Annotated in this window: 13 protein-coding genes; 1 reads left to right on the top strand and 12 read right to left on the bottom strand. The window is 44.2% G+C overall.

From position 1 onward, the window contains the following. Positions 1–37: 37 nt before the first annotated feature. The 5 genes from I4V44_RS05370 to I4V44_RS05390 form a co-directional block, all read right to left on the bottom strand. Positions 38–1,426, bottom strand: a complete 1,389-nt coding sequence (locus I4V44_RS05370; protein WP_196002449.1) for a hypothetical protein — start codon at positions 1,424–1,426, stop codon at positions 38–40. 248 nt (positions 1,427–1,674) lie between these two features. After that, positions 1,675–2,874 carry an MFS transporter gene (locus I4V44_RS05375; RefSeq protein ID WP_055059408.1) on the bottom strand — a complete coding sequence of 400 codons (1,200 nt, stop codon included), beginning with the start codon at positions 2,872–2,874 and terminating at the stop codon, positions 1,675–1,677. Positions 2,875–2,894: 20 nt separating this feature from the next. Continuing rightward, entirely contained in the window at positions 2,895–3,779 is an 885-nt protein-coding gene (aroE, locus tag I4V44_RS05380; protein WP_062808294.1) for a shikimate dehydrogenase, read from the bottom strand. 228 nt (positions 3,780–4,007) lie between these two features. Continuing rightward, positions 4,008–5,933, bottom strand: a complete 1,926-nt coding sequence (locus tag I4V44_RS05385; RefSeq protein WP_055057866.1) for an oxidoreductase — start codon at positions 5,931–5,933, stop codon at positions 4,008–4,010. 134 nt (positions 5,934–6,067) lie between these two features. Next, the gene (locus I4V44_RS05390; protein WP_022381137.1) at positions 6,068–6,910 is read right to left on the bottom strand and encodes a sugar phosphate isomerase/epimerase family protein; all 843 of its coding nucleotides are present in this window, start codon (positions 6,908–6,910) and stop codon (positions 6,068–6,070) included. 298 nt (positions 6,911–7,208) lie between these two features. Between I4V44_RS05390 and I4V44_RS05395 the strand changes: the two genes are divergently transcribed. Further along, entirely contained in the window at positions 7,209–8,117 is a 909-nt protein-coding gene (locus tag I4V44_RS05395) for a LysR family transcriptional regulator (protein ID WP_008704500.1), read from the top strand. A 151-nt stretch (positions 8,118–8,268) separates the two neighbouring features. On the opposite strand, the gene I4V44_RS05400 is transcribed toward I4V44_RS05395, so the two are convergent. The 7 genes from I4V44_RS05400 to I4V44_RS05430 all read right to left on the bottom strand — a co-directional run bounded on the left by I4V44_RS05400 (position 8,269) and on the right by I4V44_RS05430 (position 14,914). Next, positions 8,269–9,057 carry a shikimate kinase gene (locus I4V44_RS05400; protein ID WP_196002450.1) on the bottom strand — a complete coding sequence of 263 codons (789 nt, stop codon included), beginning with the start codon at positions 9,055–9,057 and terminating at the stop codon, positions 8,269–8,271. Between the two features lie 255 nt (positions 9,058–9,312). Then, positions 9,313–10,545: a D-alanyl-D-alanine carboxypeptidase family protein gene (locus tag I4V44_RS05405; protein WP_243101917.1), complete on the bottom strand. Its 1,233-nt coding sequence runs from the start codon at positions 10,543–10,545 to the stop codon at positions 9,313–9,315. A 180-nt stretch (positions 10,546–10,725) separates the two neighbouring features. Beyond that, positions 10,726–11,520, bottom strand: coding sequence for a zinc dependent phospholipase C family protein (locus tag I4V44_RS05410; RefSeq protein WP_119252691.1), 795 nt, complete (start codon positions 11,518–11,520; stop codon positions 10,726–10,728). Between the two features lie 19 nt (positions 11,521–11,539). Next, on the bottom strand, positions 11,540–12,109 hold the full coding sequence (scpB, locus tag I4V44_RS05415; protein WP_008704505.1) for an SMC-Scp complex subunit ScpB: 570 nt from the start codon (positions 12,107–12,109) through the stop codon (positions 11,540–11,542). Positions 12,110–12,131: 22 nt separating this feature from the next. Further along, on the bottom strand, positions 12,132–12,944 hold the full coding sequence (locus I4V44_RS05420) for a segregation and condensation protein A (RefSeq protein ID WP_062807616.1): 813 nt from the start codon (positions 12,942–12,944) through the stop codon (positions 12,132–12,134). Between the two features lie 67 nt (positions 12,945–13,011). After that, on the bottom strand, positions 13,012–13,821 hold the full coding sequence (locus I4V44_RS05425) for a metallophosphoesterase (protein ID WP_118331287.1): 810 nt from the start codon (positions 13,819–13,821) through the stop codon (positions 13,012–13,014). A 58-nt stretch (positions 13,822–13,879) separates the two neighbouring features. Further along, a complete protein-coding gene (locus I4V44_RS05430; RefSeq protein ID WP_055053455.1) occupies positions 13,880–14,914 on the bottom strand; it encodes a molybdopterin-binding protein in 1,035 nt (344 codons plus the stop codon). Positions 14,915–14,992 lie beyond the last annotated feature (78 nt).

Here is a 14,992-nt window from a genome sequence, read left to right on the forward strand (position 1 = left end):
AAGAAGAACAGCCCGACACGGCTATTCTTCTTATTTTTTATTTCATTTCTTCTAAATTATTCTCTTGTTCTTTTTTCTCAAAGGGATTCCAGTTAGACAGGAAGATATTCAGTCCGAAGCCAACTGCCAGTGCCCATGCAGATGCCCATGCGGTTCCCTGGGTTGCGAGGACTGCTGCCATTACGCCTGCGATCATCTTGTCTCTGTCGCTCTTGCAGTAATCCATACCAATTCTCGCACATACAAATGCCTGGAACATCAGAGTAATGGAAGAGCCTACTCCGAAGATGGGACGGAAGAAACTTACTACAGGAATGATCAGCACACTTAAAAATGTGGCCAGTCTGAAAGAAGCCATTCCTCCGAGAAGAGACTTCATAGCTTTCTTTCCTTCTTTGTAACGCATGGATACGGATACAGTCATTCCAACCCATAACGGACCAGAAAGGGGAGGAAATGGTGCGATGATGGACAGAATCAGGTTTCTCAGACCGCTGACCAGATTGGAACGGCTGGAATTGAAATCAATATACTCATCATCTCTTGCGTGACGTGCCTCTGATACAAGAGTCTCTGTAGTAACAAAATCACCAAATGCAATAACATAGCACACCAGTGCCAGCGGCAGTGCTTTGATAAACATAGATGCAGGAGGAATCCCTACGCCAAAGATGCTCACCTGATCAATGATATCTTTAAACTGAGGAATCTTGATAAAAGTACCAAGCTCCAGTCCCGGAGCATCCAGTTCGCCAACCAGAAGTCCTACTACCATTGCGATAAGATATGGGAAAAGATTTCCGTATCTCGCAACCAGATCAAGAAACTTATTTGTTTTTCTCTTCTCCTGATATTTGTCAGAGAAGCTAATCAGGATCAGGAGGCCTACGCCTGCAACAATAGCCAGAGGATATTTGTGCATATTACCGTTCTCTCCCAGCTGTCCTGCCATAACTGTAACTGGTGCTGCAAGAAGAATTCCGCCTTTGACAGAATTGGGAACTGCATGAACAAATTTATCTGCCAGTCTGGTCACACCCATAAAGATAAATACCAGACCTACCAGCATCTGCAGTGCGATCATAGCCTGTATTCGCTCTTTTCCCATAGGGAAGCCTTCCAGAAATACAATAGTCAGCGGCAGTGTGGGTGTGATCCACCCCGGTACTACCGGATCGCCGAGCAGGCTGTGAAGCAGATAAAGGAAGGTTTCAATAATTACACAGCTCCACGCCAGCTCATAAGGAAGCCCCAGATATTGCTCCAGATAGGGAACAGCTGCCAGTGCTGTTACGCCCAGGATCAGACCCTGAATGAACTCAACAGATTCTATCTTGTAGTGTATGAATGGAAGTCTTATCTGAAATGGTCCAAAGGGGATGTAGGGCAGTTCATTTTCTCTTCTTTGTGTTCTTGTATTTGCCATACAGATTCTCCTTTTCAATAAATTGTTAGATTACTTCTATATTTCAGCTTGTATATTCTATCTTTTTGTTAATTTTTAGACAATCCGGATTTTAATAAAATCCAATCCGACCGGAAAAAATTTGAAGCTTGTAACGTCCAAACGTATCTTCAGTTAGATTGGATTTCAATATCACAGGATTTCTGTATCTTATTTATTTCTATCGCTTATTTATTTCTATCACTTATTTATTTCTATCACTTACTGGCTTACTTATTTCTGTTCTTCTTTACAAAGAGAGCGAGCAGAATACCTACGATGGTCACTGCCATGTTCAGAAGAAGGATCATTCTCGGAGCACTGCTTCCGCCCACTTTGGTAATGTATCCTGCAAGGCTTAAGATTGTGTAGTTCGCGATGCTGGATGCGATCATTACCAGTGAGGTTGCTGTTCCCTTATTCTCAGGGAAGAACTCTGCTGTTGTGGAAACTGCCAGCTGGAGAACACCGCCTGCACCTGCATATCCGATCACAAAACCACCTACCAGACAAATAAACGGAGCCTGGATAAAGTAGCAGAGAGCCAGCATAATTGTAGAGATTAACGGATAGAGGATCAGGACGTTAATCTCTTTCAGACCTTTTTTGATAAAAGCTGCTGTTGCAAGGATGGCAGTTGCAGTTCCCAGGGCATACAGGGACTGGATCTTTGAAGGGTCTGCCATACCATAGGAACGGGCAAGTTCCTGATTACAGTTCAGCCATAACATAAAGGTTGAGGAGCTGGTGAATCCGATCAGAATTGCAGCGATCGCTGCAGGGGAAATCTTGTGTCCGGATTTCTTCTTATCAGCTTTAGCCTGTACTGCCTTCTCTCTCGCCGGAAAAGGGAGGATCAGGATCAGGATTCCGTCAATGAGGATTGCAATACCTGCTACAATAAAGATTGTCTTATATGACATATTTGCAGATGCTACGATTCCGATCAGGAATGGAAGCAGGAACTGGCTCAGGCAGATGGAAAATTTTGTAAACAGGTTGGCTACTGACGGGTTGTTTACATAGATTTCCATACAGGTGGGGCTTACGCAGGTATCGAGGAAAGAGTTTGCAATTCCGCCGATCACTGCAAATGCATATCCCATTGCCATGGATGTGGAATTAGCCATTCCAAAGAAGTATGCCACATAACAGAGCACACCGATAATTCCGCTCAGTTTTCTTCCGTATTTGTCAGACAGAGGACCGGAGAAAGGAAGGGAAATCAGACGTCCCAGTCCAAGGGCTGCAATTACAGATACGACCATACTTACATCCAGTGTGCCATCAGCCAGGGGCTTCGCACCCCAGGCAGCTGCAAACTCCGGTTTGTACTGCCCCAGGATAGAAGCACCGATTCCATGGATAAAATAAGTAAAATATGCTGCAAGGGAGGTGAAAATGAGCATTTTGTTTGTTTTCTGTTTCATTTTGGTCTCCTAGGTTATTATTACTTGTTTTCGTTTTCTTCCTGGAATTTCTGATATTCAGCTGTTGGCATTTCCAGTCCTGTGTAGAGCTTGTAAGCTGCAGCTCCCTGCCATAACAGCATTCCTTTTCCGCCGATTGCAAGCTTGCAGCCTGCTTCTTTGGCTTCTTTTACCATTCTTGTTTCAGCAGGATTGTAAACAACATCTGCTACTACAAGGTCAGGGCGGAACATGGATTTATCTTTGATCAGAGTAAGTTCTTCGTGAGGTTTCATTCCTGCAAGTGTTGCGTTTACGAGGATGTCTGCGTTTGCAACCTCTTCTTTCAGTTTTGCCTCATCTTCCAGATCAAATACAGAAACTTTACAATCCGGTGTTTCTTTGCTCAGTTTTTCTGCTGTGGACTCTGCACGTGCAAAGAATGGGTCTTTCGGATTGAAGATAGAAATGGATTCTGCACCGTCTAATGCACACTGTACCTGGATTGCTGTTGCAGCACCGCCTGCACCGAGAACTACCATTTTTTTGCCTTTCACATCAACGCCGTGTTCTTTTAAGTTGCGGACAAATCCGATACCGTCTGTGATATGTCCTACTAATTTGCCGTCTTCATTAACGATTGTGTTAACCGCACCGATGATTCTTGCTGCAGGTGAAAGCTCATCCATGTGTTTTGCAACTTCGTTCTTGCATGGCATAGTTACGTTTGCGCCTCTCATTTTGAAAAGACGGATTGCATCCAGAGCAGCCGGAACCTGGTCTTCCTTGATGTCAAATGCCATGTAAGCATAGTCAAGGTTATGATGACGGAAGCTGAAGTTATACATTGCCGGTGATCCTGAGTGTCCTACCGGGCTTCCGATAAGTGCCATTAATCCTGTTGTTCCTTTAATTCTCTGTTCCATTTCTTGTTTGCCTCCTGAATTTTTTTGTAAAATCATTTTCAAGCTGCTGTCCGCTGATAATATCATACAGCGTCTCTTAACTGCAACTATAAAACGAATAAATTATAAGATTCGAAATTCGCTGATTTACTGCGTAAATCGCTACTTTCTCATGTTTGGCGGGTCCCAGGTTCAAAAATCTTATCGTGCAAGCACGAACGACTTTTTGAACTTTTGACCCTGATATCATCATAATGTGGAAGCTACCTCATACGCTTCTTTCGTAGCATCAAGTGCTCTTCTTGCGCGGGTGGCATCGCCGATCACATAGGTATCCGGTACGATGGCTTTGATCTCTTCGCCGAATGGGTTGTAGTTTCTGAATCCCATGGAGAGGATGACAGAATCATAGCCTCTGGATTCATGTCTCTGTCCGTCTGCTGTCTCGTACTCTACGCCGTCCTCATAGAATTTGCATACCTTTGCACCTGTGATCTCTTTGATCTTGTAATCTTCGAAATCTTTCATCAGGTAAACTCTATGCTCGTGGATCACGTCGGCACCTACAGTGTCTCTGAACTCAATGACTGTTACATCATGGTTCTGCTCACCGAGGAATGCTGCTGTCTCGCATCCCACCATTCCGCCGCCTACAACCAGTACTTTCTTTCCTGCTGCTCTCTTTCCGTCAAGGAGATCAGAGCCATGGATAATTGCAGGATTGTCGATACCTTCGATCGGAAGGATCAATGTTCTGGAACCGGAAGCAACAATTACGCTGTCTGGTTTCTCTTCCCTGATAAGATCCAGAGTTACTTCCTGATTCATTTTGATTGTTACGCCTGCTTTCTGGCAGCGTACGATATAGCTGCGGATCATGTTTGTGATGTCGCCTTTTCCCGGAGGATAAGCAGCAAGACGCATGTTTCCGCCAAGTTTATCACTTGCTTCATAAAGTGTTACCTGATGACCTTTTTCCTGTGCGATAAATGCAGCGCAAAGACCTGCAACACCGCCGCCGATTACCATTACTTTTTTCGCTTTTTCTGCAGGAGCAATGCCCTCAGCTTCATGTCCAAGGAATGGGTTTACAAGACAGCATACAGGGTTTCCTGCATACATGTTTGCCACGCAGCCCTGAAGACATGCGATACATGGAATCATATCCTCCAGTCTTTCTTCCTGCGCTTTTAATGGCATATAAGGATCTGCAAGGCTCTGACGTCCGAATGCAACCAGGTCACAGCGTCCTTCTTTTACCATTAATTCCGCAAACTGCGGTTCTGTATAACGTCCTACTGTGATCACCGGGATAGATACGGCACGTTTGATCTCTTCTACCTGAGAAGCGGAGAAACCGCCGTGTGTGACTGTCGGTGCCCACATAAATTCATCACGGATGTGAACAGCTCTGGATACATGGATGGCATCCAGTCCGCATCCTTCCAGATATGCAGCGATCGCAGCACTGTCATGCACATCAAGACCGCCCGGTACTTCATCACAGCTGTTGATTCTTGCAAGAACTGCAATCTTTCCTTCTGTCATCTTCTTAACTTCTTCGATGATCAGACGGGAGAAACGCATTCTGTTCTCAAAGGAACCACCGAATTCATCCAGTCTCTTGTTCGTTCTCGGAGAAAGGAAGGTGCTTACCAGATAGCCGTGTGCCATATGGATCTCAACTGCATCTACGCCTGCTTCCATGGCTCTCTTTGCTGCGAGGCCATAGCCTTTTACCAGTTCATAAACTTCTTCAGTTGTAACTTCCTTTGGTGTATCTCTTCCACAGTCTGACGGAATGCTTGTAGCTGCCTCAATCGGTGCACCTGCGTTCTTTGCATTTCCTTCAGGACCTGCATTCTGAAGCTGTACGGAAACCTTTGCTCCCTCTGCATGACAGGCATCTACTACCTTGCGGAAGCTTTCGATTGTGGAGTCATCATAAAGACATGGCTTGCGGGGGCCGCCCTTTGCACCTTTATGTACTACTGTTGCTTCGATTGTGATCAGACCGAAGCCGCCCTTTGCTCTTTCACGATAATAAGCAGCGGACTGTTCGCTCATGCTTCCGTCTGTGTTTGCAAAGTTGTTTCCCATTGGCGGAACTACGAAGCGGTTCTTTACTGTCATTGGACCGATGTTGATTGGCTGAAACATTGCATTAAATTTCATGTGACCTTCTCCTTTTTTCGAATTCTTTTCTATTAATTATTCATTCTCTATTTTGTGTTCATTCAGAATGCGGATCAGGCAGGCGTGGAGATTTCTGCCTGATCCTTTAATCTGTCGGTTTATCCGTCAGATACTTACTGAAGAACCTCCGGCCATGCTTCCTCAAGCACTTTCTTTGTGTTCTCATATGTATGGTTTGCAGCATATTCAAGTCCTTTTGCAAGGATTGCATCGCTGATGACTTCTACACCGATTGCGTTTGGTTTGATTCCTTTTTCTTTTACCATCTTAACGAACGCTGCTGTACATCCGATTCCTGTTCCGGGAGCAAGACGGTCATGCATGGATTCGTCTCTTAAGATTGTTGTTGCATATGGTCTTTCCCATACATCGTTGATCTGGATGGATACGATCTTGTCTGCCGGGATGTCTTCGATCACAGAAAGGTCAACCGGCTGATTTGCTCTTACCCAGTGCCAGGTATCCATGATCAGTTTTGCATTCTCGCAGTCAGCTGCCTTTACAACTGCCCAGCCTTTTTTCATATCCGGGATTCCGCTGTATGGCATTGGCTCAACACCGATGATGTATTTTCCTGCTCTCTGGCATAATTCTCTTAATTTCTGAGCAGTATATTCTACGGAGTAGTTTTCCATCAGACCGCAGTTGATCTGTTTTACGTCAAATAATTCACACATATGGAAGCAGAGCTGTTCTTTGTATTTCTGTTCGTAAGATCTGTGTTCTTCAGCCCACTGTACGATGTACTCAACCTCTGTTACTTTCATACCATGTTTGTCCAGAATAGCAAGAATGTCTTTGTCAAAAAGTCCCTCATTCAACGCATCTACATAAGTTTCTGCACGAAGGCCGATTCCTTCGTATCCTGCGTTCTTTGCAGCGATCACTCTGTCTTCAAATTTGCACTGATCTCCCAGTGTCCAGGAACTGATAGTAATTGGAAATTCTTTTGACATCTTTTTGTCCTCCTGATAAAATCGCATAATTTTTCTATTTATTTTGATAATATTTTGTATCTTTTTGATATAAGCATTATATATCTTTGTTAAATATAAAACAAATTAGTTCTATCCTTTAAATTCATAGATTTTTTCAATACATCATGATATAATCTACGTATATGACAAATACAGCGCGGATTATTTGTGCAAGAGTGACTATAATTATAGTTTTCCGAAACATTAAAGGACTGTGAAAGCCTGCACATAAAATATAGTCACTTATAAAATACTTATCAGAGAAAGGAGTTTTTCTATGAACCTGTATCATCTGCGGTACTTTTCTACGCTGGCTCATATTGAACATTACACAAAAGCCGCTGATATTCTGGCGATCACCCAGCCTTCGCTGAGTTATGCGATCTCCACTCTCGAGGAAGAACTGGGCGTGAAACTGTTTGAAAAAAATGGAAGGAATGTTACTCTTACCAAGTATGGAAAAGTTTTCCTGAATGACGTGGAAGAGGTACTGAACCGTCTGGACTCTTCTGTGAACAGTCTGAAGCTGGCAGGTAAAGGGGAAGGCTGCATTGATGTGGTATTCCTGCGTACACTTGGAATTGATTTTCTTCCTAAGATCATGCGGGGATTTCTGGAGGAAAATCCTACTAAAAAGATAGATTTTAATCTGTATTGTGATAAAGTTTTAACATCTGATATTCTGAACGGATTAAAAGAGAAGAAATATGATCTGGGGTTCTGTTCCAAACTTGATAATGAGCCGCTGATCGAGTTTATTCCGGTTGCCAGACAGGAGCTGGTTGTGATCGTACCTCTTGATCATCCGCTGGCAGTAAAGGATGAAGTACGGCTGGAGGATACCATTCCTTATAAACAGATTATATTTAAGAAGAGAAGTGGTCTGAGACAGATCATTGACGGACTATTTGAATGTATCGGGCAGACACCGGATGTGGCTTATGAGATTGACGAGGATCAGGTTGCTGCAGGCTTTGTCTCCAACGGCTTTGGAATCTGCGTAGCTCCCAATATTCCGATCCTGCAGTCTCTGAATGTAAAGATCCTTCCCTTAGTTTCTCCAAGCTGGCAGAGAAACTTCTATATGGCGATGCTGAAGAACGTATACCATCCACCGGTTGTGGAAGCATTTAAGAAATATGTGATCGAACAGGCACAGAAGGAATGGGATTATAAGACCAGCTGATCTGACATAATAAAATATCAGAATACAAAAAGATATGGGACTGTCCCGTCAATCGAGATACCCCATATCTTTTTATAATAACCGATACATTCAATATTATGACTTGATATCCGGCACTTCTGATATCATAAACCAGATCTGTCATGTTATATTATTTTTCTTCATCTATGGTGCGGAGTCTGTGTACCAGTTCTTCGCAGATCTCCAGTTCGTTCTTGCCGTCTGTTTCGATGATGATATCAGCCGCTGCCTCGTATTTAGCGCGGCGTTTCTCCATCAGATCTGCGATAAATGGAACAGTCTTATTGTTCTCGATCAGCGGACGGTCATGGTTATTTTTGACGCGGTCAAGGATTGTCTCCGGTTTTGCTGTGAGGAGAACAACACGGCCATTCTTCTTCATCTCTACTACATTGCACTCTCTCATTGGAGTACCACCGCCGCAGGAGATCACAACATTGCTGCGTGACTGCATTTCGATAAGCAGATTTGTCTCAAGATCACGGAAATACTGCTCACCGTATGTCTCGAAGATATCGGAAATACTCATTCCCTGTCTCTGGGCAATGATCTGATCCATCTCTACCACATCCATGGCAAATACATTCTTAAGTAAATCAGAAATTGTGGACTTTCCCGCACCCATGAAACCGATCAGCACGATGTTGTAGTTGAAGAGTTTTCTTGCCTGGATCCGTTTACTGTTTGTGCGGATGCATTCAAATACATCGGAAACCTCATCCTTATGGCGTCTGCCTTCCATTCTCTTCTCCAGCCATTCTTTCTGCTTCGCTTCCTGCTCAGGCTGTAAAATCTGGAGTCCGTTGGCTTCTTTATATGCCATAATGTCCTCCACGATCCTGTTACGCATGATAAGTGCATCCAGAATGATCTCATCACACTGGCCAAGACTCTCTCTGAGTATTTCTAACTGATTCATATCTCTTTCCTCTGTCTTTCCTATGTCAGCTTGCAGCAGACCGCAGATCAGCCACAGGCTGACATAAACTATTCACGAACGGCAATATATGAATGCCGACTGTTAAGATTTATTATATCAATATCGCTTTCGTATAGCAACCCTTTAAATCATTAAATTATTTCATCTGTTCGATAGTTTTTTTCTATGAATTCGACAGATGATTCTATGACAAGACTCTGATGACGGTTCTTTAAGGTTCCCATATAAACGTATCTAATGGAAAAAATCATGAAATACTTTTTCAGTGTACCATTTAAAACTGATTTTTTCCACTGATTTCTCCGCATAGACCGGATAAAAATCTATCAGTTTTCCATCCAGGTAATAGGCAATGCGGCCAAGCTTCTCCCCCTTAAGAACCGGTGCACTGACTTTCTGTGGAATTTCTATTTTACATGTTACAGTTTCCCCTTTTTTCAGAAGGACTTCTTTTTCCCTGTCATATGCGGTTACACTGCATTTACCCCTCAGATAGATTTTCGTTCCTATATCCTGATTATCTTCCACACCGTCTGTTACCAGAATTTTTCCGGTCTGTGGTTCTTTCCAGTAGATTTCGTACTCGTAGTTGTAATCTCCGAAGTCCAGCAGTTTCTCTGTGTCACTCCATTTATAGGTTTTGTGGTTGGGCCATCCACAGCCAAGAAGACTGACGATAAATGTTTTGCCCTCTTTCTCCCAGGCACATACATAACAGTAGCCTGCCTGGGAAGTATAGCCTGTTTTTCCGGCAAGAACTCCGTCTCTCATGTCAAGAAATGCGTTGGCATTATGTACAGAAAAGGTTCTCTTTCCTGTGATCTCAGAGAATGTATAGTCTCTGGTCTGTGCAATGTGCAGGAATGTTTCGTTTTTAATAGCATAGCGCATGATCAGTGCCAGATCTTTGGCTGTTGTGTGATGTTTTCCGTTCTCATCCTCAGCATCCAGGCCATTGGGTGTGATAAAATACGTATTCTTACATCCTATCTGTTTTGCTTTCCGGTTGAGCATTCTGGCAAAGCCTTCCACGCTTCCCCCGCAGTGTTCTGCAATGGCAACCGCTGTATCATTGTGGCTTTTCAGCATAAGGGAGTACAGAAGATCCTCCAGATAATACTGTTCTCCCTTCTGAAGTCCCAGCTTTACTTCCGGCTGGGATGCCGCATTCTGAGAAATCAGAACATAATCATCCCCCGGAGAGTTCTCCAGTGCCACAATACAGGTAAGCACCTTGGTTGTGCTGGCATTTGCCAGAGGACGCTCCCCGTCCTTTTCATAGAGTACCCTGCCGGACTCTCCGTCCATGAGGACTGCTGATAATGCGTACAGTTCTGCCGGTTCTTCTGCAACAGGTTTCATATCTACTGTCTGAGGTATTTTGCACTCCGCTCCCCGGGCGGAGGTGTATGTCTGCGTAAACAATAATACCGCCGTCACAACAATGACAGCGGCAATATGTTTCATTCTCATACTCCACCTCACATGCTGGCAATCCATGAATATCACTGTTCATAATTTACGGTTATTCACAGATTTGTTGTTTACAGGATATCTGCAGGATTTTGCTTCACCCTATAAGATAATTTATGCCTGCATGTCCGGAATATGACTGTCACAGTTCCGAAAAATATCGGGATATGCCCATTACCCGTTATAAGTCCGGTCCCATCTTTTGCTCAGATGATAAGCTCCCTCTCTTAAGGTATAAAGTTCTCCCAGATATTCCACAGCTTCAGGAACCGCCTCTCTGTAAAGCCTCTCAAGTTCAGGCATGGGAGCTTTTGCCTGCTCTACTGCTTCGGCAGTCATGAAATGTTCAATGACAGAGCCGATGGACTCTCCTCCCAGTCTCAGAAGTTTCCCCAGAATCCTGCGTTTTCTTCCATGATCATCACACACCATGAAATTGGTAAGAATTTTCATCATCCTGACAGAAATATAAATGTTCATGGTTTTCACCAGAGGAATGGCCCTGTGGATCACTCTGGCATATTCCATCTTCGGCATGATCCCGCAGGCCGGATAATAATGGTCGGGATCTTTACCTGTCTCTTCCATAAGCACACGGTCAAATTCCTTCTCCAGAACAATGTGAGGAATGACGCCTTCTGCAGCCATCTTATTTACATAGGGATGGCATGCGGAGTCCAGAATATAATGACAGCCAAATCCAAGAAGATATGCAAAAAGTGCCTCATCATCATTTCTTCTGACCTGCCGCATCCCTTCTTCAAAAAAGGCTCTTGCCTTCTCATGATGCATCTCAATCCCGAACTGGGTGACAGGATTCTTTGAAACCATATAGTAGAACAGGATATCCGGCCCATGTAAACCGATCCTGTACAAGTCCCCATGTCTGCGGATCAGGGCTTTCATATCTGAAGGCAGTCTCTTATATACTTCTTTTCCAAATAAATCATGTGCATATGTGGTTGGCATTAGTTTTTTCTCCTTTATCTTACACATCCAGTTTCAGCTGGATTTCTTCCTCTGCCTCTGCCTTAAAGTCCTCGATCTGGACAGGATCAGGGACAGGCAGGGATTCCAGATCCTGTACGCCGAAGCAGCGCAGAAACTCTTCCGTGGTCCCGAGCAGGATCGGACGTCCGGGGGCATCCAGACGCCCCAGCTCCCTGACCAGACTGTATTCTACCAGCTTGTTGATGGCGTGGTCACATTTTACCCCTCGGATCTTCTCGATTTCCGCCTTTGTAACCGGCTGTTTGTATGCAATGATGGATAAGGTTTCCAGCATAACATCTGACAGTGCCGGTTTCTGAGGATGCAGGGCAATATTGATCAGATACTGATAATATTCTTTCTTTGTACACATCTGGAAAGAATTCTCCAGCTCTATGATCTGGATGCCTCTGTTCTCTTCCTGATAACGGTCCATCATATTGCGGATGATCCTTCCTGTTGTCTTCTCGTCCACACCGATGGCTCTGGCGATCCGGGGCAGTTCTACAGAACCGCCCATTGCAAAAAGTATTGCTTCTATCGCAGCTTCTGTCTCCTTAATCTTCACTCAGTCTTCCTCATTCCTTTTATTACATATTGATCTCTGTATTCTGCGGTTCATCTTCCGCAAATTCTGTAAGATTCTTCCATGTATCCGGGTCTGTCTGTACTTCAACAGAGATATCGTCAAACAGCCCGTCCTGCTCCACGTGGATATGTCCCATTTTCATCAGTTCCAGTATGGATAGAAAGGTGACGATCACCTGTACTTTCGAGCACTGACTCTCCAGGAGATTGCGGAAGCTGAATTTCCGATGGGTACGGGCAAAATCTTTGATCTCTATCATCTTATCAGACAGACTGACCTCTTCCTTCTCGATGGTTCCGAATTTGCTTCGGATAGGATCGACCTTGTCTTCCTGCCTGCGGATGATGGACTTGTAGATTGCATTCAGCTTCTCCAGTGTGAGACCTGCCAGAAGTTCCTTTGGATCTACAGGCTCTCTGTACTGCAGTACCTCATCGGGAAGAGTGGGCTCTTTAAAGAATACATTTGCCGCATCGTCCATCTTGTCCTTCAGTTCATAGGACATGAACTTATACATCTTATATTCCAGAAGTTTCTCCACCAGTTCCGCTCTTGGATCTTCCTCTTCTCCCTCCTCATTGACTTCTTTCGGGAGAAGCATTTTACACTTGATATCCAGCAATGTGGCTGCCATAACCATGAACTCACTCATGACTCCAAGGTCTTCCCGCTCCATGGCATGGATGTATTCCATATACTGATCTGTGATCTCCACGATGGGGATATCATAGATATCTATTTTATTTTTTTCGATAAGGTGCAGTAAGAGATCCAGAGGACCTTCAAATACTTCCAGCTTTACCGGAATTCCCATAGCACAGTCTTTTCCTTTTCAAGTAAATATTTCGCTGCCATACAGTCAGCAGACAGTAACAATATTCTCAGGCATTCGGTTTCAGATCCACCATCAGCAATTCCCTGGGATTATGGATCCTTACAGGTATGGTGTGTTCCCCTGCTCCTGCGCTTACCAGCATATGCTGTTCCTTCCTGTGGAAATCTCCGCAGCAGAACTTCGGAAATGGATGAAGCTGTGGGGAAAGCAGCCCATTGTGCCTGCCAATTCTTACAATCCCTCCATGATAATGCCCGCTCAGAATCAGATCTGCCCCCCAGTCAAAATAGGTATCTCCATATTTGGGACTGTGAGCCAGAAGAATATTCAGGGAATCGGAAGATGGTTCTCCGATCAGTTCCCTGATTTCCTCTCTTTTAAGCTGTGGAGAAAATGGCTTTTTATAATAGATCAGAGGTACTTCCAGACCATAGACAGTAAGGCTGGTTTTTCCCACCTGCAGGCTGCAGGATTCATTATGCAGGATATGGATCCCGGCTGTCTTCAGCTCCTTTTCATATTCCTGATATCGGGCTGCCATACAGTTCTCCTGAGGATCTGTCCTGTACAGCTTATATTCATGGTTTCCCAGTGCATAATAAACCGGATACTGCTGAGCAAGGCTCCTCAGAAGAGATGATGCAGTCTTTAAAGAAGCAGCATCATTTCTCACGATCATATCACCGGCAATGAGAATCCCATCTGGTCTGTATCGGTGGATCGTCTCCAGAAGCTTTCTGTTATCAGGGCCAAATTCCATGCCATGAAGATCTGCGAGCACCGCAAATCTGATGCCTCTCGCATCCTTTATTTTGTTAGAATGGATTGTATAATGTACGGTTTTAAATCTTTTCATGCAAGTTTTCTTTTCCCTTTATGTTCACTTTATGTCTGACAACGCATTCTGCGGGATATTATTTTCCGAATCCGCAGTTCGGGAATGTACAGACATCACAGTTCAGGCAGAGTCCACCCTCTCCAAGTTGGTTAATCTCTGATAATGTGATCTCATCATCTGCCATCAGTCTCGGCAGAAGCAGATCAAAGATGGTATTCTTTGCATACATAACACATCCCGGAAGCCCAAGGATCGGTATCTGCCTGCCGTCTTTCTCATAATAGGAAACCAGCATCATAGCTCCCGGAAGTACGGGTGCACCGTAGGATACGATGCGGGTTCCTGTTGCTTTGATCGCACCCGGAGTTCTGTCATCCGGATCTACGCTCATTCCACCGCTGCAGACTACCATATCGGCTCCCTCTTCGATAAATTTCAGGATATCGGCTGTGATCTGTTCCATATCATCACCCGGTTTTGTCTGACCGATGACCTCTGATGGAAATTTTGCAAATTTATCTCTCAGTACAGGAGTGAAGGTGTCAGTGATCAGACCTTTCTGCACTTCGCTTCCTGTTGTTACGATACCCACCTTTTTCTTCTTATATGGCAGAATGGAAAAGATCGGCTCTGTGCCTGCCACCTCTGCTGCACGATCCATTTTCTCTTTCTCAATCACCAGAGGGATAATTCTGGTTCCTGCCAGTTTGTCGCCCTTCTTTACAGGAAAATCTCCATGGCGGGATGCGATCATCATCTCTCCAAGTGAGTTGACAGCCAGCAGAGCTTCTCTGCGTATCTTAAGCACTCCGTCAATGTCTGCGATCAGCTCGATTTTTCCCTCTTTTATATCAGAACCATGCATGGTGTCCGAATCTCCGGCACAGATTTTATAAAGGATCTCTGCGCCTTCATTCTCATGAAGGATTCCTTCTTTCTTCTCCCACACATATAAATGTTCTTTTCCTACAGAGAGTAACAGAGGAATATCCTCTTCTCTGACAATATGACCTTTCTTAAAAAGCACCCCTTTTTTTACATCTTTGATAATCTGTGTGATGTCATGGCATAAAATGTGCCCTACGGCATCTTCTGTACGGATTTCTTTCATTATATAGTACCTTCCTTTTGTTTTTTATTTCCCTCAATACCCATTTGGATTTTATTATACATCGGATTGCTGTCCTTT

It is taken from the genome of Blautia sp. 1001283B150304_161114_C9 (genome assembly GCF_015668165.1).
Lineage (GTDB): Bacteria > Bacillota > Clostridia > Lachnospirales > Lachnospiraceae > Blautia_A > Blautia_A wexlerae.

Coding starts and splice junctions, on each gene's coding strand:
- I4V44_RS05370 (WP_196002449.1), bottom strand. CDS start 1,426: ATGGCAAATACAAGAACACAAAGAAGAGAAAATGAACTGCCCTACATC.
- I4V44_RS05375 (WP_055059408.1), bottom strand. CDS start 2,874: ATGAAACAGAAAACAAACAAAATGCTCATTTTCACCTCCCTTGCAGCA.
- aroE (WP_062808294.1), bottom strand. CDS start 3,779: ATGGAACAGAGAATTAAAGGAACAACAGGATTAATGGCACTTATCGGA.
- I4V44_RS05385 (WP_055057866.1), bottom strand. CDS start 5,933: ATGAAATTTAATGCAATGTTTCAGCCAATCAACATCGGTCCAATGACA.
- I4V44_RS05390 (WP_022381137.1), bottom strand. CDS start 6,910: ATGTCAAAAGAATTTCCAATTACTATCAGTTCCTGGACACTGGGAGAT.
- I4V44_RS05395 (WP_008704500.1), top strand. CDS start 7,209: ATGAACCTGTATCATCTGCGGTACTTTTCTACGCTGGCTCATATTGAA.
- I4V44_RS05400 (WP_196002450.1), bottom strand. CDS start 9,057: ATGAATCAGTTAGAAATACTCAGAGAGAGTCTTGGCCAGTGTGATGAG.
- I4V44_RS05405 (WP_243101917.1), bottom strand. CDS start 10,545: ATGAAACATATTGCCGCTGTCATTGTTGTGACGGCGGTATTATTGTTT.
- I4V44_RS05410 (WP_119252691.1), bottom strand. CDS start 11,520: ATGCCAACCACATATGCACATGATTTATTTGGAAAAGAAGTATATAAG.
- I4V44_RS05420 (WP_062807616.1), bottom strand. CDS start 12,944: ATGGGAATTCCGGTAAAGCTGGAAGTATTTGAAGGTCCTCTGGATCTC.
- I4V44_RS05425 (WP_118331287.1), bottom strand. CDS start 13,821: ATGAAAAGATTTAAAACCGTACATTATACAATCCATTCTAACAAAATA.
- I4V44_RS05430 (WP_055053455.1), bottom strand. CDS start 14,914: ATGAAAGAAATCCGTACAGAAGATGCCGTAGGGCACATTTTATGCCAT.